A 21,482-nucleotide genomic window follows, 5' to 3' on the forward strand; every position below is an offset into this window, starting at 1 on the left:
GCGCAGCCGGGGGCCTGGAGAGGCTTCCGGCAGGCTTGGAAAATTAAGGGATTTGGCAGGCGGGGGGTGACATGGGAAGCGGGGACAAGGGGGAACCGGGTTGGTTCAATCGCAATTGGGGAACGCCGTGTTCCTGTGGTGAGCGGGCTTGTTGTAGTGAGCAACCTTGTTGTTGTGGTGAGCGGGCTTGCCCCGCGCTGGGGCGCGCAGCGGCCCCAACACAGCCACCGCGTTCTTTCAGGTAAAACGAGGCGGCCGGATTAGGGCCGCTGCGCGCCCCAGCGCGGGGCAAGCCCGCTCACCACAGCAAGTCCCACTCGCCATAAAACGCGCCCGGTTCCAAAATCAGGGGGTTTTCAGCTTCAGGTGACGCGCATACCACGGCCGCTTCGGCACCCGTTTGAACAGGCCCCGCAACATACCCTCGTCTTCGCCAAAGGTAATGCGCAGGGCCAGCTTCATGACCTCCGGGTCCATCTCCATCGACTTGCCCACCTGCAACCCCGGCGTGGTGCTGCAGCCATGGGTATCCGGGCCTAGCCAGGGATCGCCGACTTCCACCCAACGGCCCGGTGCGAACCAGGCCACGCCGTTGACTTGCAGGCGCTGGACTTCGCCCGGATTGAAGCGCTCATGGGCGCGAAACCAGTCTTCGATGCGATCGTCGATCCAGCCATGGAAATGCCAGAACACCGGATTGACATGAGATGAGAACGGGTCGCCGAGGAAGTCGTTTTCCGCTGCATACCAGCGCGCTGCGAAATCAGCGGGGTCACGGGCCATGGGCACGGGGGCGCCGTTGGAGGGGTCGCGCGGCACGGAGGCCCAACGCATGTGCAGCCAGTCGTGCAGGCCCAGCTCCATTTCGGAGCCCAACTGGCCCAGGGTGAATTTGGCCAGGTAGCGCGGGTCGCGGTATTGGGACTCCCACACCTGGAAGTTGCTGTGATAGGTCTCGGCGGCCTTGATGTCGCTGACCCACTGAGTGTATTCGGTGTCGTCCGGCGCCGACCAGGTGGGCGGCAGCGCGAAGCCGTCGTGGTTGTCGAAGTAACGCAGAAAGCCCAGGCGATCACGCTCCAGGGCCGGTTGCGGTTCGGGAAATTGCGGCCATGAAGGCAGATCCTGCATGGAGCGCGCGGTGCCGAGCATGTGGCGGTGCATGAAGAAGAAGTCGATACCCGAGCCGTTGCGGTCCTTGCGTTTACCCCGGGCATCGCGTTCCTGGCCGCGCGGGCCGGGTTGCCAGCCAATACCACGCAGGGCGTCGCGTTTTTCCTCGGAGAGTTTGTGCCACTGGTCACGGGTGGCGTGCCACAGTTGATGGAACAGGCGGTGTTCGGGCGCAATCAGCCAAGCCAGCAAGGTCGGGTTGAGGCCGATGCGCTGGCGGGCTTCGGGGAACCACTGCTTGTGGGCGATGAAGCGATTATCGCGCTCAACCCATGCAAGTGGCCGATCCAGGTCGAGGATCTGCCCACTGAGGGTGCTGCTGCCAGCGTTGGCAAAGGCCGCCCAGACCTCATCAAGGGTCATCTTGAATTCATAGGCGGGTGTACCGTCGACCGAATCACGGTCGATCAGGCGCCAGTAGAGCACAGCGCTCTCCCCCGTCAGCAGGTCACCCAGCACACGGTAACGCGGCTCGCCTTCGGCGCGCAGGTGGGCGGCGGTGTCCAGGTAACCGCGCAAACCGCGCCCACGGGGCGCGATGTCGAGCAGCAGTTGCAAATCTTGCAGTGGCAGCCCTTTGAGGCCGGCGTCGCGACCTTCCAGGCGCAGGTCCCACACCCCACGCAGGGTGTTTGCCAGGTGCTGACCGGCAGTGTCGGCCAGGTCCACCGTGGCTTCGCCGGGGGTGATGGGGAATTCTTCTTCGCGCGTCAACTCGCGATGGGCATAGAAAGCGGCAGGCACGGCAGCGCCTGTCAGCGCCAGGCCTGCGATGAACCCACGTCGAGAGATGGTCATTGTCTACCTTAGGAAACGGCTTTATCAGAGCTAGAACGTTTGCCCGCCGGGGAAATTTACCGAGGCGCCCTCGCCGCCTAAATTTTGCCGCCGATCACTCGTTCTTCCCTGATAGCGAAGGCCTCAACTGACTGAGATGGCAATGACAAAACCACGTTCGAAAAAGGCGCTGTACATCGGCCTGCCGCTGGCACTGGCCATCGGTGCCGGAGCCGGTTTCCTGGTCTGGGATCACTGGTTCAAGGGCAATGCCGGCTACCCGCTGGCGGTGATCAAGCAGGCCAACGAAATGCAGGACCGGCTGCTGTCGTTCGACAGCCATATCACCGTGCCCGTGGATTTCGGCACCGCCGGCAACGAGGCGGACAAGGACGGCGAAGGTCAGTTCGACCTGGTCAAGGCGGCACGCGGGCGCTTGTCCGGCGCAGCGTTGACCATCTTCGGCTGGCCGGAAATCTGGAACGGCCCCAACGCCCCGCACAAACCCACCGACGGTTTTGTCGAGGCCGCGCGCAACGAGCAGGAAGTGCGCTACAAGATCATCAGCGGCATGGTGCGCGACTTCCCCAATCAGGTCGCCATCGCCTACACCCCGGATGACTTCCGGCGCCTGCATGGCGAAGGCAAGTTTGCGATCTTTATCAGCATGCTCAACGCCTACCCACTGGGCAACGACTTGAACCAGTTGGACCTGTGGGCGGCGCGCGGCATGCGCATGTTCGGCTTCAGCTATGTGGGCAATAACGCCTGGTCGGACTCATCGCGACCACTGCCGTTTTTCAATGATTCCACCGACGCCCTTGATGGCCTGTCGGACATCGGCAAACAAGCGGTGCACCGCCTCAATGACCTGGGGGTGATCATCGATGTGTCGCAAATGTCGACCAAGGCGTTGGAGCAAGTGGCGCAATTGAGCCGCACGCCGATGGTGGCGTCCCATTCGGCGCCGCGCGCCTCCGTGGATATCCCGCGCAACCTGAGCGACAAAGAGCTGCAACTGATCAAGAACAGTGGCGGCGTGGTGCAGATCGTAGGCTTCTCCGCCTACCTGCGCCCGCTGAGCCAGCCGACCCAGGACAAACTCAACGCCCTGCGCGCACGCTTCGACCTGCCGCCCCTGCCTAACCTGGCCGTGGCCCTTATGCCGGGCGACGCGATCATCGCCGCCTGGCCGGAACACAAGTTCGGCGAGTACGCCAGCGCGCTGTACGGCATCCTCGATGAAGAACCGAAGGCCACCCTCAAGGACCTGGGCGATGCCATCGACTACACCGTGCGCAAGATCGGCATCGACCATGTCGGCCTGTCGTCGGACTTCAACGATGGCGGCGGCGTCCAGGGTTGGAACAACGTCGGCGAAATACGCAACGTCACCGCCGAACTGATCCAACGCGGCTACTCCGAAGCCGATATTGCCAAGCTGTGGGGAGGCAACTTCCTGCGGGTGTGGGACCAGGTCCAAAAAGCCGCCAAGCCCTTGGCCAACCGTTAATCATCTAGAAGCCCGTCCATGACCGACCGCCGTACCTTTCTCAAGCAGGCTGGGGTACTTGCCGCCAGCCTGCCACTAGGCGCCGCCCTGCTTCCGCAGGCCATCGCCGCCAACGCAGCAACCGATGACCCATGGACGGGACTCAAGCAACTGTTCAACCAGGACCCGGACTACCTGCATTTTTCCAACTTTCTGGTGGCAACTCACCCCAAGCCGGTGCGCGAGGCCATCGAGCGCTACCGCGCGCAGATCGACCGCAACCCAGGGCTGGCCATGGACTGGGACCTGCAGGAAACCTGGAAGCGCGAAGGCCAGGTGCGCGAATGGGCCGGCCGTTACCTGAAGGCCACCCCACCGCAAATCGCCCTGACCGGAAGTACGTCCGAAGGTTTGGCGATGATTTATGGCGGGATCAAGGTACGGCCTGACCAGGAGATCCTCACCACCGTCCACGAACACTACGCCACCGAGTTCAGCCTGGATTTCCGGGTGCGCAAAGAGCAGACCCAGGTCCGCAAGATTCGCCTGTTCGACAACGCCAACCGCGTATCGGCCGACGAGGTGCTGGGCAACATCCAGCGCAATATCCGCGCCAACACCCGCGTACTCGGCATGACCTGGGTGCAGTCCGGCAGCGGCGTGAAGCTGCCCATCGGCGAGATCGGCAAGCTGGTGGAAGAACACAACCGCAACCGTGACGACAAGGACCGCATCCTCTATGTAGTGGACGGCGTGCACGGTTTCGGCGTGGAAAACCTCGATTTCCCGGACATGCACTGCGACTTTTTCATCGCCGGCACCCACAAATGGATGTTCGGTCCACGCGGCACCGGCCTGGTATGCGCCCGCGACTCGCAAAACAAGTATGTGACACCGATGGTACCGACCTTTTCCGAAGACAAGGACTTCGCCACCATCATGACCCCGGGCGGCTACCACGCCTTCGAGCATCGCTGGGCGGCGGACGAGGCCTTCAAGCTGCACCTGCAACTGGGCAAGGCGCAGGTGCAGGCGCGGATTCACGCACTCAATACCGAACTGAAAGAGCAATTGCTGGCCCACCCGAAGATCGAACTGGTCACCCCGCACAGCCCTGAACTGTCCGCTGGTTTCACTTTCTTCCGCGTCAAAGGCCAGGACAGTGATGCCGTGGCGGCCTACATGATGAAAAACCGCGTGGTGATCGACGCGGTGGACCGCGATGTCGGCCCGGTGATCCGCACCGCCCCCGGCCTGCTCAATTCCTCCGCCGAGATCCAGCGCTTCATGGCCTTGCTGAGCCAGCGGGCGTGACGCACACCTTTTCCCCTTTGAATGAGAGGCCCACATGAACAAACCCCTCACAGCCCTGGCGCTCACCGTCCTGTGCGGCGCCTTGCTGCCCAACCTGGCCCAGGCCGCCGCGCCGCAACCCGGCAAGGTGTTCAAGGATTGCAAGGACTGCCCGGAAATGGTGGTGCTGCCCGCCGGCACCTTCACCATGGGCACGCCCGAGGATGAAGTCGGCCGCGAGCCGGATGAAGGCCCGATGCATGAGGTGACCTTCGCCAAGCCGTTCGCCATCAGCCGCTTCCACATCACCGCCGGCGAATGGGACAGCTACGTGCGCCAGACCGGCGTGAAGATCGCCGATGGCGACACTCGCCCCGGCCGCGAATGCATCGCCAGCAAGCCGCGCTATCCCCAGGGCCCACGCCAGCCTGCGGTGTGCATGGACATGGACGACATCAAGAACTATGTAGCTTGGCTATCGAAAAAGACCGGCCAGCAGTACCACATGGTCAGCGAGTCCCAGCGCGAATACGCCGCACGCGCCGGTTCTACCGGGCCGTTCCCCTTCCCGTTCGATGAAGGCAAGGACTACAGCATTGCCAAGCACGCCAATACCTATGGTCCCGCAGATGGCTACAGCTACTCGTCGCCGGTCGGCAGTTACCCGCCGAATGCGTTTGGCATGTACGACATGCATGGCAACGTCTACGAACGAGTGGCCGACTGCGAACACCCCAACTACATCGGCGCGCCTACCGATGGCAGCGCGTGGATGGAGCCGAACTGCGAGGGCTACATGATTCGGGGCAATGACTGGGGTGAAGCGCCGGTGTTTTCGCGCTCGGGGAATCGCAACACCATCTATCCGCAGACGCGGGGGGATTGGATTGGGTTCCGCGTAGTGCGCGACCTGTAACACCCAGGGGATTTAATGTGGGAGCAAGCCCGCTCCCACATTCTTAACCGTGCCCGCTTAGATTCCCTTCTGCGCCAGCAGCGCCAACCCTTCATGCAACGCCGGGAACAGGCTGTTGTTGAAGTTGTTCCAGCGCAATTCGAGGATGGTGTCTTCCGGCGTGATCTCGGTCTTGAGCACGTCGTGGAACACCTCGCCCGAATCAATGCCGTTGTCGACGTAGTGGAACGAGGCGCCGGTGAGGTACAGCGGTTCCGAAGGCGTGGTGGCCTTGGTCGCCCAATCCGTAACCGTCAGACCACGTGCGCCATACAAGGCGTTCCAGGTGGCGTAGGCACCACGGCGCTCGTACGGCGATTCAATACGGGTAATGCCCGGATGGATGTTCATGATGCGCCGGGCAAACGGCGCACCAGGGCGCACCAGCTCATCCAGGATCACCAGCAGGCCGTCCAGTACCACGATATCGGCCTTCAACTCCACCAGCGTGTCATGCAGGCGGCGTTCGAAATCCTGCTTGCCGGCGATATGTTCCGCACTGCCCCGTGGCAGGCGTCGATAGGTCGACGGCACGCTCAGCAGCAAGTCATTGACCAGGCGCCCCTGCACGCGCAGGTCGGCCGGATACAGCCACTGGCGACCCGGCTGGTAGGCAAAACCGTAGTCGGCCACCAATTGCTGATCCCGCGGGTTCTGCTCGTCATCGTCATACACCACGCCCACCAGGTTGTAGGCCTCGCCCAGCGGCGTGTCGTTCAGCGCCCCCACCAGGGATTCCAGCACCGACATCATGTAGCGCTCATGGTCCTTGTAGGCCACCGGCTGCCCGGCCTTGTCGGCCGCGGCATTGCGCAGGGACCACACGTACACCAGATTCTTTTTCGTCATTGTTTCGCTCTCGCTGGATAGATCAGGCACGCCAATACGCGTGCGCCTACACCACAAGAACGAACCAGCCCCCTTGCAATTTATCCACCCCCGTCACCGCCCGGCACACCGAGCTAAATAGTCGCGCCAATCCTTCGTTTGTCATGGGTAAGGGTCTGTGTGCCCAGCCCCCTCTTTTTTCACTTTCCGGGAAGTATTTATGACCGACCCCAAGCGCGGCGCCTTCAACGGTCTGCTCGCATTGCTCAGGCCCTTTCGCACCATCGTGACGGTCTCCGTCGCCCTGGGCATGGCCGGCGGCCTGGCCATCACGTTGCTGCTGGCGACGATCAACAACGCCCTGCACTCTACGACCGGGATGACGCAGGGGGTGATCCTGACGTTTGCGGCGTTGTGCCTGTTGGCCCTGACCAGCTCGATCGTCTCGGACATCGGCACCAACTACGTCGGCCAGCGAATTATCGCGGCCCTGCGCAAGGACCTGGGTGAAAAAGTGCTGTCGGCGCCCATCGAACAGATCGAACAGTACCGCTCCCACCGCCTGATTCCGGTGCTGACCCATGATGTCGACACCATCAGTGACTTTTCCTTCGCGTTCACTCCGCTGGCCATCGCAACGACGGTGACCCTGGGCTGCCTGGGCTACCTGGCCTACCTGTCGGTGCCGATGTTCCTGATGATGGTGGTCGCCATCATCATTGGCAGCAGCGTGCAATTCATCGCCGGTGCCAAGGGCATTCGCGGTTTCGATGAGGCCCGCGACCAGGAAGACGAGCTGCAACGCTACTATTCCGCAATCGCCTCGGGCGCCAAGGAATTGCGCATCCACCGGCCCCGCCGCTACCGCATGAACACCCACCGCATCCAGGAAACCGCCGACCGTATCAGCGATATCCAGGTGCGCTCGGTGAACATCTATATCGTCGCCAAAACCTTCGGCTCGATGCTGTTTTTCGTGGTCATCGGCCTGGCCCTGGCGATGCAGGCCTACAGCCCCAACCCGGACCCGGCGGTGATCACCGGCTTCGTACTGGTGCTGTTGTACATGAAAGGCCCCTTGGAGCACGTGGTGGGTTACTTGCCAATCATCGGCAAGGCGCGGATTGCCTTTGCGCGCATCACCGAATTGTCCGACCGTTTCTCGTCGCCCGAACCCCACCTGTTGATGGATGGCAGCGAAGCCCCCACGCCGGTGGTCAACAGCCTGGAACTGCGCGGCGTCAGCTACAGCCCGCCGCCGGTGGAAGGCAGCCAACCCTTCCACCTTGGGCCGATCAACCTGAGCATCAAGCAGGGCGACATCGTGTTTATCGTGGGCGAGAACGGCTGCGGCAAGACCACCCTGATCAAGCTGTTGCTGGGCCTGTACCAACCCCAGGCCGGGGAAATTCGCCTCAATGGCGAAACCGTGACCGATCCGGCGCGCGACGACTACCGCCAGTTGTTCACCACGGTGTTTGCTGACTATTACCTGTTCGATGACCTGGTCCAAGGCAGCGCCACCCAGTCACTGGACAGCGCGACCAAGTACCTGGAGCGCCTGGAAATCGCGCACAAGGTCAGCGTCAAGGACGGCGTGTTCAGCACCACCGACCTGTCCACCGGCCAGCGCAAGCGCCTGGCCCTGGTCAATGCCTGGCTGGAAGAACGGCCAGTGCTGGTGTTCGACGAATGGGCCGCCGACCAGGACCCGGCCTTCCGCCGCGTTTTCTATACCGAGTTGCTGCCGGACCTCAAGCGCCTGGGCAAGACCATCATCGTGATCAGCCACGACGACCGCTATTTCGACATCGCCGACCAGTTGGTGCGCCTGCGCGCCGGCCAAGTGGTGCACGAAATGGAACCGGCGTGAATTTCTTTTCCGGTTTCTGCAGGTAGGAACGTCTCACTAGTGGTAATGAGAACCAACCCCAACAAATATTTAAAATCTGCCCACTAAATACCTAGAAGAGAATTCACCCATGCCAGCAACATTTGGTCTGAGTCCCTTGAGCAAGGCACTCTCCATGCGCCGCCTCTTGAACACCCACGTGCGACCTGGCGCGATTGCCGTTGCGCTGACGCTGCCAGTCGCCGGTTATGTTCAGGCGCAGGAGATCGAGCTGAATGTCCCTGCACAGTCGCTGGGTAGTGCTCTTCAAGAGTTTGGTAAGCAGGCCAACCTGCAAGTGCTGTACAGCCCGACCGACGTCGAAGGTAAGCGCAGCCACAAGGTCAAGGGCAAGTTGCAGCCTGGCCAGGCCATGACGACCCTGTTGACCGGCACCGGCGTCGACTTTGACCTGCAGGGCAACACGATGACACTGACTGCCGGCCGCTCGTCCGCCCTGGAGTTGGGCGCCACCCAGGTGACCGCCAACCAGCTCGGCACCATTACCGAAGGTTCGGGTTCCTATACGCCCGGGACCATCGCGACCGCGACCCGCATGGTGCTGACGCCACGGGAGACGCCGCAATCGATCTCGGTGGTGACCCGCCAGGCCATGGATGACTTCAACCTCAAGTCGATCGACGACGTGATGCGCCATACCCCCGGCATCACTGTTGCCGCGTATGACAGCGAACGCACCAGCTACTTCTCCCGTGGCTTTGCCATCCAGAACTTCCAGTACGACGGCATTCCCATCCTGCAAGACGCCCAGTATTCGTCCGGCCACACCCTGACCGACACAGTGATCTACGACCGCGTCGAAATCCTCAAGGGCGCGACCGGCCTGCTGACCGGCGCCGGTGGCCCTGGCGGCACCATCAACATGGTCCGCAAGAAGCCGACCTCGGAATTCAAGGGCTACATCGACCTGGGCGCCGGTTCCTGGGACAACTACCGCTCGGAAGTGGATGTGAGCGGTCCGCTCACCGAATCCGGAAACGTGCGTGGCCGTGCGGTGGCGGCCTACCAGGACAAACACACGTTCCTCGATCACTACCAGCGCAAGACCAACGTGTACTACGGCATCCTGGAATTCGATCTGGCGCCGGACACTCTGCTGACCGTCGGCGGTGACTACCAGGACAGCGACCCACAAGGCTCCAGCTGGTCAGGGGCGGCGTCGCTGTATGACTCCGTGGGCAACCGCATCAGCACCTCGCGTTCGTTCAACAACGGCGCCAAGTACAGCAAGTGGGCCCAGTACACCCGCACCGGGTTCGCGACCCTGGAACATACGTTCGATAACGGCTGGGTTGGCAAGGCGCAGTACAACCACCAGATCAATGGCTACAAGGCACCGTTGTCCGCCCTGCTAGCACCGAACGCAGCCACCGGCAAGGCTTCGCTGCTTACGCGTACCTACAATGGCGAGACCACCAGCGACACCGGCGACCTGTACGCCACCGGGCCGTTCAGCCTGTTCGGCCGCGAGCATGAACTGGTGGTCGGCGCCTCGGTCTCGCGCTCCCGCTGGCTGGGCCGCGACTACACCAACGCCACCAACTACAACAACAGCCACGATTACTTCGATTGGGACGGCGACGCCCCCAAGCCTGACCGTGGCCCGCAGACCAAGCGCAACGACGAGCTGACCCGCCAGAGCGCCCAGTACATCACCGGCCGCTTCAGCCTGGCCGATGACTGGCACCTGATCCTGGGTACCCGAGTCAACAACTACGAGGTCAGCGGCACCAGCCAGGTCAAGGACACCGGCAAGGTCGTGCCTTACGCCGGCCTAACCTACGACTTCACCGAGAACCTCTCGGCCTATGCCAGCTTCACCGAGATCTACCTGCCTCAGGACGACTACCGCGACCGCAATAACAAGCCGATCGAACCGGATGAAGGCAAGAACTATGAGGTCGGCTTCAAGGGCGAGTTCTTCGATGGCCGCCTCAACGCCAGCCTCGCCTACTTCGAAGTACACGAGAAAAACCGTGCCATCGACGACAATGACTACATACCCGACAGCTACCCTGGTCTTGACTACGCGTCCAAGGGCACCGAGGCCAAGACCAAGGGCTATGAAGCGGAAGTCTCCGGCGAGCTGGCCCCCGGCTGGCAGTTGCAGGCGGGCTACACGCACAAGATCATGCGCGACAAAGACGGTGAAAAACTCTCGACCTGGGAGCCGGAAGACCAAATCAACCTCTACACCAGCTACAAGCTGACCGGCGCCCTCGACAAGCTGACCCTGGGCAGCGGCGTGCGCTGGCAGGGTACGGGCTGGAAGGTGCTGACCAACAACTACGCCACCGGCAGCCAGGATAAACTCTCCCAGGATCCGCTCTGGCTGGTGGACCTGATGGCCCGTTACCAGGTCACCGAGAACGTATCGGCCAGCCTCAATGTCAACAACATCTTCGACAAGAAGTACTACACCAACATCGGCTTCTACAATTCGGTCTACTACGGTGACCCGCGTAACATCATGCTCAGCACCCGCTGGAACTTCTGATGCATAGACGCTAGCCGTTCCAACCAAGCCCCTGGCCATGCGCAATGACCAGGGGCTTTTTAGTGCGCGCCTGCCCGTACACCCGGCACAAAAAAACCCCTGGCCGTAGAGGCCAGGGGCTTGGGTTGCTGCCGACCGTTACTTCATCGCATCGGCGAAGCTCTGCACAAACGCAGCGTTATCGATGATGCGATCGTGGGTGGAGTCGATCAGCACCGACTGTTGGACACACCCCTGGCCCACCACCTGCTCCATGGTCGCTTCAATCAATTGGCGATGCTGGCCTGCACGGCTGCCGGCGGCCCACCAGCAGCGGAGCGGCGCTTTGAGCGGTTTGAAGTCGGCGTCCTTGAGCCGCTGGCCCAGGGTGCGGTCTAGCTCCCAGGAGATCTGCGCTTCATCCCCTTCAAGCAAGCTTGCCTTGATTTCCCGGAACGTCTCGCCCAACGCCTCTTCAGCCCAGGCACCCAGTGCCTGCCATTGCTGCGCTTCATCACTGAAGAATGCCTGGCTGTCCAACCAGGCGGTGCGGATCTGCTGGCTCGACGCCGGGAACATCACCTGCAACAGTTCAACGCGGCGCTGGTTGACCGACAGATCATCGTCATCCGCAATCACCGCTGCGTCCCAGTAAGCCTTGAGCCAGTAAGGCGGCGAAGCATCGATCCAGCCGACCACTTCCACCTCACGCCCGGCTTGCTCCAAGGCATAGGCGACTTCCATGGCCAGGTTACCGCCCATGGACCAGCCCGCGAGACGATAGCGCCCCTCAGGCAACGCATCGAGCAATTGCCCGGTGTAGTCCTCGACCATCGCTTGCCAGCTCGGTACGGCGCTGCCCTCCTCGGCCAACGCGCGGCAGATCACGCCCATCACCGGCCGCCGCTCGCGCAGTGCCAGTCCGATGGCCTTGTAGCAATGCACCGAGCCGTAGCTTGGGTGGAACAGGAACAGCGGCGTGCCTTCGGTCTGGCTGTTGAGCTTGACGATCAGCGACTGCCCCGCGCCGTTGCCCAGGCAATTCACCTGCCCTGCGACCGTGGGGTTAAGCATCAATTGGCTGACCGACAGCGTCTTGCCGGTGGCCTTGCGGATGCGTTCCTTGAGCATCAATACCAGCAGCGAGTGACCGCCCAGTTCAAAGAAGTTGTCATCCAGGCCAACGCGCTCGACATCCAGCACCTCGCCCCAGATCGTTGCAAGGCGCTGTTCCTGCTCGGTGTGTGGCGCGCGGAACACCTGCTGGTGCTGAGACGCGTCGGGCTTGGGCAAGGCCTTGCGGTCCAGTTTGCCGTTCGGGCTCAGGGGCATCTGTTCCAGCAACACCCACTGCGCCGGAATCATGTAGTCGGGTAAATGCGCCGCAAGGTGCGCACTGAGCGGTTCGCGCCAGTGCTCACCGGGCGTTTGCAGCACCAGGTAGCCGACCAGATGCTTGCCATCGACCACCTGCACCGACGCCTCTTGGACTTCAGCGGTTTCGAGGATGCGTGCTTCGATTTCACCCAATTCAATACGCAAGCCACGCAACTTGACCTGATGATCCAGGCGCCCGAGGTATTCGATCACACCGTCGGCGCGCTGGCGCACGCGGTCACCCGTGCGGTACAAGCGCGCCCCCAACTCGAACGGCGAGGCAATGAAACGTTCAGCAGTCAGCGCGGGACGGCGATGGTAGCCGCGCGCCAAGCCCAGGCCGCCCAAGTACAACTCGCCCGCCACGCCGACGGGGACCGCTTGCAACTGGGCATCCAACACGTAGGTCTGCAGATTGGCGATCGGCTGGCCGATGGGTACCGTGTCGCGTTGTTCATCGATGCAGGTCCAGTGGGTCACGTCGATGGCCGCTTCCGTCGGCCCGTACAGGTTGTACAGGCTTGCCGCAGGCAATTTGGCAAAGACCTGTTGCTGAGCATCCACCGGCAGCGCTTCACCGCTGCATACAATGCGGCGCAAGCTCTGGCAACTGGAGACCGCCGCATCCTGCATGAACGCCTGCAGCATCGATGGCACAAAGTGCAGCGTCGTCACCCGTTCGGCGTTGATCAGCGCCACCATCCTCGCCGGATCACGGTGATCCCCCGGCGCCGCGACCACCAGGCGCGCACCGGTCATCAACGGCCAGAAGAACTCCCAAACCGACACGTCGAAGCTGAACGGTGTCTTCTGCAACACCGTATCGCGAGGGGTCAAGTGGTAGGCCTCTTGCATCCAGCACAAGCGGTTGGTCAACGCCCAATGGCGGTTGCCCGCGCCCTTGGGCTGGCCGGTGGAGCCGGAGGTGTAGATCACATACGCGAGGTTCTCGCCGTCCAGCGCAAGGCCGGGATTGGTGTCAGGGAAGTCTTCGAACCCAGAGCCGCCCAGCAACAGGCATTCGATGCCTTCGGCACGCGGTAGTTGTTCCAGCAGGTGGGACTGGGTCAACAGCAGCTTCACGCCGCTGTCTTCAAGCATGTACGCCAGGCGCTCAGGCGGGTAATCCGGGTCCAGCGGCACATAGGCACCGCCGGCCTTGAGCACGGCGAGCAGGCCGACCACCATCTCGATGGAACGCTCCACGACCAATCCGACCAACACGTCCGGCCCGACGCCAGCCTGGATCAAGCGATGGGCAAGACGGTTGGCGCGCCGGTTCAAGTCGGCATAGCTCAGGCGCTGCGCGGCGAAGACCAGTGCGGGGGCATCCGGCGTCTGCGCAACCTGCGCTTCGATCAATTGATGCACCGGCTGTTGTGGATAGTCGCGCGCCGTGGCATTCCATTGCCTTACGAGGGTCTGCTGTTCGACAGGCTCCAGCAGCGGCAACTGGCTGACCCGCTGTTGCGGATCATCCAGCATGCCCCACAACAGGTTCTGCCAATGGGCCAGCATGCGCTCGAGAACGGCGGGCGCAAACAGGTCGGTCGCGTACGTCAGGGTGGCGTGGATACCCTCCGCCGAAGCCTGGGTGTCCAGGCTCAGGTCGAACTGCGCGGTCTGGCTGCCCCAATCCAGCCCTTCTACGCGCAAGTCCGGCAGTGACTGCCCCGACGTCATCAACCCCGCCTCACTCTGGTGGTTGAACATCACCTGGAACAGCGGGTTATGGCTGAGGCTGCGCTCTGGTTGCAGGGCCTCCACCAACTGCTCGAACGGCAGGTCCTGATGGCTCTGGGCGTCCAGGCTGCGGCGCTTGACCTGCTGCAACAATTGGCCGACAGAGAGCTGCCCATCGATATCCGCCTTGAATACCTGAGTGTTGACGAAGAACCCGACAAGGCGTTCCACCTCAACCCGGCTGCGGTTGGCGATTGGCACACCGACGCGGATGTCCTGCTGGCCACTGTAGCGGTACAGCAGACTCTGGAAAGACGCCAGCAACACCATGAACAACGTGACGCCTTCACGCTGCGCCAGAGCATTGAGCCCGGCCGCCAGCGCGGGCGGCAATTCAAGTTGCAGGCTGGCGCCACGGTAGCTTTGCAGCGCCGGCCGCGCATTCGCAGTGGGCAGTTCCAGTACCGGCTGTTCGCCGCCTAACAGTTGCTGCCAATACGCCAATTGACGTTCGCGCTCGCCCGCCGCCATCCACTGGCGCTGCCAGTGCGCGTAATCGGCGTATTGCAGCGCCAGTTCCGGCAACTGCGGCGTCTGGCCCTGGCTGTAGGCGGCGTATAGCTGTACCAACTCATCGACCATCACTTGCATCGACCAGCCGTCTGTCACGATGTGATGCTGCACCAGCACCAGTACATGTTCATCGTCAGTCAGACGCAGCAAGGTGACGCGCAGCAGTGGGCCACTCTGCAAGTCGAAGGGCCGGGCAATCTCGGCTTCGACCTGCTGTTGAAGATGGACGGCGTCGGCATCTGCCCGTGCAATCACCAGCGCAGTGGCTGGGCGAATCACTTGAACCGCACGCTCGCCATCCTGGTAGATCTGGGTACGCAGGCTCTCATGACGCATCACCAGTGCGTCGAAGCTGCGCTGCAAGGCCTGTTGGTCCAAGTGCCCGTTCAGGCGTAACACGCTGGGAATATGGTAAGCCGCGCTGTGCGGGTCCAGTTGCCAAAGGAACCACTGGCGTTCCTGAGCAAACGACAGCGCCAACGGCTGGTCACGCCCGACCGCCAGCATCGGCGGCGCCAGCGTCTGGTCCGCAGCCTGCAAGGCCAACACAAAGCCTTCCAACTGCGGCGCCTCGAACAAGGTGCGCAAGGCGACCTCTCGTCCAAGCAGTTGACGCACACGCGAGATCACCTGCATGGCCAGCAACGAATGCCCGCCAAGCTCGAAGAAGTGATCGTTCAGGCCGATACGCTCGGCCCCCAACACCTGCGCCCAGATCGCCGCGACCTGCTGCTGCAACGGCGTTACCGGCTCAACCCAGACGCCTTGCGACTGCGCGGTGTCCGGCTGCGGCAGGCCCTTGCGGTCGAGCTTGCCGTTGGGGGTCAGCGGCATCTGCGCCAGGAACATGAAGTGCGCGGGCACCATGTAATCCGGCAGATGGGTTTTCAGCGCACGGCGCAAGGTTTCGCGCAATTGGGTTTCATTGGCGAGCGGGCCCTCGGCCGGCACGACATACGCCACCAGTTGTTTGCCGGTCGGACCGTCCTGGGCGACCACCACGGTTTCGCCAACGTTGTCCTGCTCACGCAGGCGCGCTTCGATCTCGCCCAGTTCGATGCGGAAACCACGGATCTTCACCTGATGATCGACACGCCCAAGGTAATCCACCACGCCATCCGGACGGCCACGGGTCAGGTCGCCGCTGCGATACACGCGGCTGCCAGGTTTGCCGAATGGGTCCGGCACAAAACGCTCGGCAGTCAGTGCCGGCCGTTCCAGATAACCCCGTGCCACGCCTTCGCCGCCCAGGTACAACTCGCCAGCTACGCCGATGGGTTGCAGGTTGAGTTGCGAGTCCAGCACGTAGCCGCTGCGGTTGCCCAGCAAGGTGCCGATGGGGGCATAAACCGCGCCGCAGGGATCGCCACGGCGGGCTTTCCATAGCAACGGTGTGACCACGGTTTCAGTCGGGCCGTAGCCGTTGAACAGGTAATTCGGTTTGAGTGCGCGCCAGGCCAGGTCGTAGCTGGCCTGGGCTACCGCATCACCGCCAAAGCAGTACACACGCACTTTGGGTGGGTTGCCGTCACGCTCGGCATGCTCGGCCAACTGTTGCAGGTACACCGGCGGGAACACCGCCATGGTCACGTTGTGACGATGCATTTGTGCGTAGGTGTATTCGGGCAGCCACAGGCTGTCGTCACGGACCAGCACGCTGGCGCCGTTGATCAGCGGGTGCATCCAGCCTTCGTGGGAGCCGTCGAAGGCGAACGACATGAAGTGCAGTTCGCAGTCAGCCGGGCTGGTTTCATAGCGCTCGCCGGTCGCGATGATGTGCGCCACCAACGGGCCATGGGACACTGCCACGCCTTTTGGCATGCCGGTGGAGCCGGAGGTGTAGATCACGTAGGCCAGGTTATCGCCGTCCAGCTTCACGTCCGGCGCAGTGTCGCGGTAATCGGCCCAGTCTTCGGTGCGATCAATCGCCAGGGTGTCCAAGCCCTCGGGAATCGGCAGTTGCTGCAACGCGCGGCTATGGGTCAGCAACAATTGCGCACGGCTGTCTTGCATCATGTACAGCAGGCGGTCACGCGGGTATTCAATGTCCAGCGGCACATACACGCCACCGGCTTTCATCACCGCGAGGAACGCCACCAGGCTTTCGGCACTGCGTGGCATGGCAATCGCCACGCGCACTTCCGGGCCGACGCCACGGGCGATCAAGGCGTGGGCCAGGCGGTTGGCCTGGCTGTCCAGCTCGCCATAGCTCAGGGTTTGCGCGTCGAATTTGACCGCGACCGCGTCCGGATTTTCCCTGGCGCGGTCAGCCACCAACTCATGCACAAGACGCTCGGCCGAGAAGCCTGCATCTACCTGGTTCCACAGTTGAAGAATGTGTTGCTGCTCATCAAAGTCAAGCAGGTTCAGGTGCGCGATGGTTTGCTGTTGATCGGCAACCATCGCCTGCAACAGGTTCTGCCAATGCCGCGCCATGCGTTCGATGGTCGACGCTTCGAACAGGTCGGTGGCATACCCCAGCGAAGCCCAGAGCCCGTCCGGACTTTGCTGGACATCCAGGTCAAGGTCGAAATGGGCGGTAAGCCGGTCCCACGCCAAGCCTTCGATGCGCAACTGCGCCAGCGCCTGGGGTTTATCACCGGTACGACCTTCGGCCTGGTAGTTGAACATCACCTGGAACAGCGGGTTGAGACTCAGGCTACGCTCGGGCTGCAAGGCTTCGACCAGTTGCTCGAACGGCAGGTCCTGGTGCGCCTGGGCTTCCAGCGCGCGCTGCTTGACCTGGGCCAGTAACTGGGCAACGGTGGTTTGCCCATCGATATCGGCCTTGAGCACCTGGGTATTGACGAAAAAGCCGATCAGCCGCTCGGTCTCGACCCGGTTGCGGTTGGCGATCGGCACACCGACCCGAATGTCCTGCTGGCCGCTGTAGCGGTGCAACAAGGTCTGGAACGAGGCCAGCAGCAACATGAACAGGGTCACGCCCTGCGCCTGGGCCAAGGCCTTGAGCTCGGCGGCCAGGGTGGTCGGCAGCGCTACGTCCAGGCGCGCGCCGCGATGGCTCTGTTGTGCCGGACGCTGATGGTCGAACGGCAATTCCAGCACGGGTTGTTCACCGCCGAGCAGGTCACGCCAGTAATCGAGCTGGCGGGCTTTTTCCCCAGCCTCCATCCAGGTGCGTTGCCACACGGCATAGTCGGCGTACTGGATCGGCATACCCGGCAGGTCTGGCGCCCGGCCCTGGCTGAATGCGGCATACAACTGCACCCACTCATCGACCATCACTTGCATCGACCAACCATCGGACACAATGTGATGCTGCACCACCACCAACACATGGTCGTCTTCGGCCAGGCGCAGGAGGGTCACGCGCAACAACGGCCCCTCTTGCAAATCGAATGGCCGGGCGATCTCGGCCTCGACCTGGGCCTGGAGATCGGCCTCGTTGACCTCGCCCAACCTGATCGGCAAGGCGGCGTCAGTTCGAATCACTTGCCGCGCGCCCTCCGGCTGCACTTGCACATGGGTGCGCAGGCTTTCATGGCGCGCCACCAGGGCCTCGAAACTGCGCTGCAGCGCCGAGACATCCAAAGCCCCCTTGAGGCGCAAGGCGCTGGGGATATGGTACGCAGCGCTGTCCGGGTCCAACTGCCAGAGAAACCACTGGCGCTCCTGGGCGTAAGACAGCGGCAGTGGGTGTTCGCGGCCGACCGCCAGCAGCGGCGGCGCCTGCTCACCTTCCGGCGCCTCCAGTGCGTGCAGTGTGGCGGCAAAACCTTCAAGGCGCGGTTGCTCGAACATCAGTTTCAGCGGGACTTCACGCCCCAGTGCATGACGCAGGCGCGACACCACCTGCATCGCCAACAACGAATGCCCGCCCATCTCAAAGAAATGGTCAGTCAGCCCTACCCGCTCGGCGCCGAGAATATCGGCCCACACTGCGGCGACTTGCTGCTCCAGTTCGGTGACCGGCGCGACCCACACCTGCTGCGATTGGCTGGCATCCGGCTTGGGCAGTGCCTGGCGGTCCAGCTTGCCATTCGGGTTCAGCGGCATGCGTTCAAGGAAGATCAGGTGCGCAGGCACCATGTAATCCGGTAATTGTTCACGCAGGATCGACTTGAGCGCTTCGGCGTCGTTTTGCTCGGCAACCAAATAAGCAACGAGCTGGTTGTCGGCCGCCAACACCAGCGTCTCACGCACGCCCGCCTGGGCCAGCAACAGCGCTTCGATTTCACCCAGCTCGATGCGGAAACCGCGGATTTTCACTTGATGGTCGACCCGGCCGACGTACTCGATTACTCCGTCAGCGCGGTAGCGTGCCAGGTCGCCGGTACGGTACAGACGCTCGCCGGCCTCACCGAAAGGGTCCGGCACAAAACGCTCAGCCGTCAGCAACGCACGGTTCAGATAGGCACGCGCCAGGCCACAGCGGCTGCCGATATACAACTCGCCCACGGCGCCCAACGGTGCCAGGTTCAGATCGCGATCCAGTACATACAACGCGCGACCTGGCAGCGAGCGGCCAATCGGGCTGGCGGTGGCGCCGATCAGTTCGGTGCCCGCCGTGCAGTCCAGCACGCTCGATACCACGGTGGCTTCGGTCGGGCCATAGGTGTTGAGCAAACGCACATGGCCGAGCCCGGCGTTCAACCACTGTGCCGGACCGTCCAGCGGCATGGCTTCGCCGCCGATGTGGATCTGGCGAAGCGCGCCGTAGGAGCGCGGGCCGGCGGCCAGGCAGTCGAGCAGGAACAGGTTCCAATAGGCGGTCGGCAAGTCGGCCAGGGTAATGCCCTGGGCGATGATTTCATCGTACAACCGCGCGCTGTCCCACAACTCCGGACCGCGCAGCACCACGGTGGCGCCGTGGGTCAATGCCGGGTACAGCTGCTCGACGAAACCGTCGAAGTTGAGGGTCGCGAATTGAAGCACGCGATCCTCACGGGTCAACCGTGAATAACCCGCGGCAATGCTGGAAAACTCGGTGAGTGCCGCATGGTTGATCGCCACGCCCTTGGGCTTGCCGGTGGAGCCCGAGGTGTAGATTACGTAGGCCAGGTTTTGCGGCGAGACCGCTACCTGCGGGTCGCGCTCAGGGCACAGCGCCAGGCGCGCATCCGCCAGGTCCAGCGTCGCCATGCCTTCGGGCAATGGCATCGGCACATGGGCCTGGGTCAGCACCAGGCGCACGCCGCTGTCTTCGAGCATATGCAGCAGGCGTTCACGCGGGTATTGCGGGTCCAGCGGCACGTAGGCGCCGCCAGCCTTGAGCACCGCCAGCAGGCTCACCACCATATCGAACGAGCGCTCGACCGCTACGCCCACCAACACTTCCGGGCCAATGCCCAGACTGATCAAGTGATGGGCCAGACGGTTTGCCTGACGGTTCAGCTCAGCGTAACTGATGGACTGATCGTCCAGGCACAAGGCAACCGCGTCGGGATGCTGCTGAACCTGGGCTTCAAACAATCCCTGTACACCCACAAGGTCCTCAAACGCCGCCGCGCTGTGGTTCCAGTCTTGCAACAACCGGCGTTGCTCGTCGTCGACCAGCATCGCGAGTTGCGCAATGCGATTGCCGGCGCGCCCGACCACTGAACGCAACAACGTTTGCCAATGCTCAGCCATGCGCTGCAGGGTCGCCACGTCGAACAGGTCAGTGGCATAGGTCAGCGACGCCCAAATGCCTTCGGGCGATTCCTGGGTATCCAGGCTCAGGTCGAACTGCGCACTCAGGCTGTCCCACTCCAGGGTTTCCACCGCCAGCCCCGGCAACTGCTGCTCACCACGTACCCGACGGCCTTCGGTCTGATGGTTGAACATCACTTGGAACAGTGGGTTGTGGCTCAGGCTGCGCTCGGGCTGCAAGGCCTCCACCAACTGTTCGAACGGCAGGTCCTGATGACTCTGGGCCTCCAGCGCACGTTGCTTGACCTGGGCTAGCAACTGACGGAAGGTCATTTGCCCGTCGATGTCGGCCTTGAGTACCTGGGTATTGACGAAAAAGCCGATCAACCGCTCGGTTTCCGACCGATTGCGGTTGGCAATCGGCACGCCAATGCGGATGTCCGACTGCCCGCTGTAGCGATACAACAGGGTCTGGAACGACGCCAGCAACAACATGAACAGCGTCACGCCTTCGCGCTGGGCCAACGCCTTGAGGCCCGTGACCAGTGCTGCGTCCAGGCCAATGTCCAGGCGCGCACCGCGATAGCTCTGCACGGCCGGACGCGGGTGATCAAGCGGCAACTCCAACACAGGCTGCTCGCCGCCTAACCGCTCGCACCAATAACCGAGCTGACGCTCTTTTTCGCCGGCTTCCATCCAACTGCGCTGCCACAAGGCGTAGTCCGGGTATTGAATCGGCAAGTCCGGCAGGCGCAGGTCTTGGCCCTGGCTGTAGGCGACGTACAACTGCACCAGTTCGTCGACCATCACCTGCATCGACCAACCATCGGAGACGATGTGGTGCAACACCAGCACCAACACGTGATCATCGGGCGCCACCTGCAGCAACTTGACCCGCAGCAGCGGGCCTTGTTGCAGATCAAAGGGCTTGGCGACCTCCGCTTGCACCTGCGCTTCAAGCTGCGCGGCGTCACCCGTTTCGAGGGGGATATCCAGCTGCAATTCAGGCCTGACCACTTGCAGCACCTGGTCAAGATCCTCATGCAAGTAGGTGCGCAGGCTTTCGTGGCGGGCGATCAGGCTGTCGAAGCTGCGTTGCAAGGCCGCCCGGTCAAGGCGGCCTTTCAACCGCAGGGCGCGCGGCAGGTGGTAGGCCGGGCTTTGCGGCTCCAACTGCCACAAAAACCACTGGCGCTCCTGGGCATAAGAGAGTCGAAGGGGTTCACCTTCCTGACGCTTGAAAACCGGGGCAATCTCAAACAGGTTGATGCCTTGCTGCTTGAGCATTACCGCTAACGCTTTCTTTTGTTGCGCCGAAAGTGACCCTACCGACTCGATTAATGCTTGCACG

The 21,482-nt window shown here is 62.5% G+C and carries 8 protein-coding genes; 5 read left to right on the forward strand and 3 right to left on the reverse strand.

The genetic code is table 11. The features are described from left to right. Positions 1-345 precede the first annotated feature (345 nt). The gene (locus tag ACP7C6_RS24790; protein ID WP_426109353.1) at positions 346-1,971 is read right to left on the reverse strand and encodes a PvdJ/PvdD/PvdP-like protein; all 1,626 of its coding nucleotides are present in this window, start codon (positions 1,969-1,971) and stop codon (positions 346-348) included. A gap of 142 nt (positions 1,972-2,113) precedes the next feature. Here ACP7C6_RS24790 and pvdM point away from each other — a divergent pair, with 142 nt between their 5' ends. The 3 genes from pvdM to ACP7C6_RS24805 are packed head-to-tail and all read left to right on the forward strand — an operon-like array spanning position 2,114 to position 5,651. Then, positions 2,114-3,463 (forward strand): pyoverdine-tailoring dipeptidase-like protein PvdM, encoded by a 1,350-nt coding sequence (pvdM, locus tag ACP7C6_RS24795; protein WP_068934225.1) that lies wholly within the window; start codon positions 2,114-2,116, stop codon positions 3,461-3,463. Positions 3,464-3,481: 18 nt separating this feature from the next. Then, on the forward strand, positions 3,482-4,756 hold the full coding sequence (locus ACP7C6_RS24800) for an aminotransferase class V-fold PLP-dependent enzyme (protein ID WP_305384832.1): 1,275 nt from the start codon (positions 3,482-3,484) through the stop codon (positions 4,754-4,756). Positions 4,757-4,790: 34 nt separating this feature from the next. Further along, on the forward strand, positions 4,791-5,651 hold the full coding sequence (locus ACP7C6_RS24805) for a formylglycine-generating enzyme family protein (RefSeq protein ID WP_426109354.1): 861 nt from the start codon (positions 4,791-4,793) through the stop codon (positions 5,649-5,651). A 57-nt stretch (positions 5,652-5,708) separates the two neighbouring features. On the opposite strand, the gene ACP7C6_RS24810 is transcribed toward ACP7C6_RS24805, so the two are convergent. Further along, complete coding sequence (locus tag ACP7C6_RS24810) at positions 5,709-6,539, reverse strand: N(5)-hydroxyornithine transformylase PvdF (protein WP_068934232.1); 831 nt, start codon at positions 6,537-6,539, stop codon at positions 5,709-5,711. Between the two features lie 199 nt (positions 6,540-6,738). Between ACP7C6_RS24810 and ACP7C6_RS24815 the strand changes: the two genes are divergently transcribed. Both ACP7C6_RS24815 and ACP7C6_RS24820 read left to right on the forward strand, forming a co-directional pair. After that, entirely contained in the window at positions 6,739-8,391 is a 1,653-nt protein-coding gene (locus tag ACP7C6_RS24815) for a cyclic peptide export ABC transporter (RefSeq protein ID WP_016977212.1), read from the forward strand. Between the two features lie 154 nt (positions 8,392-8,545). Continuing rightward, on the forward strand, positions 8,546-10,927 hold the full coding sequence (locus ACP7C6_RS24820) for a TonB-dependent siderophore receptor (RefSeq protein ID WP_028615823.1): 2,382 nt from the start codon (positions 8,546-8,548) through the stop codon (positions 10,925-10,927). Between the two features lie 138 nt (positions 10,928-11,065). Here the strand turns inward: ACP7C6_RS24820 and ACP7C6_RS24825 are convergent, their stop codons facing one another. Further along, the gene (locus tag ACP7C6_RS24825) at positions 11,066-21,481 is read right to left on the reverse strand and encodes an amino acid adenylation domain-containing protein (protein ID WP_426109355.1); all 10,416 of its coding nucleotides are present in this window, start codon (positions 21,479-21,481) and stop codon (positions 11,066-11,068) included. Between the last annotated feature and the right edge of the window lies 1 nt (position 21,482).

This window comes from Pseudomonas sp. TWR1-1-4, assembly GCF_049897165.1.
In the GTDB taxonomy this organism is placed as follows: Bacteria; Pseudomonadota; Gammaproteobacteria; order Pseudomonadales; family Pseudomonadaceae; genus Aquipseudomonas; species Aquipseudomonas canadensis.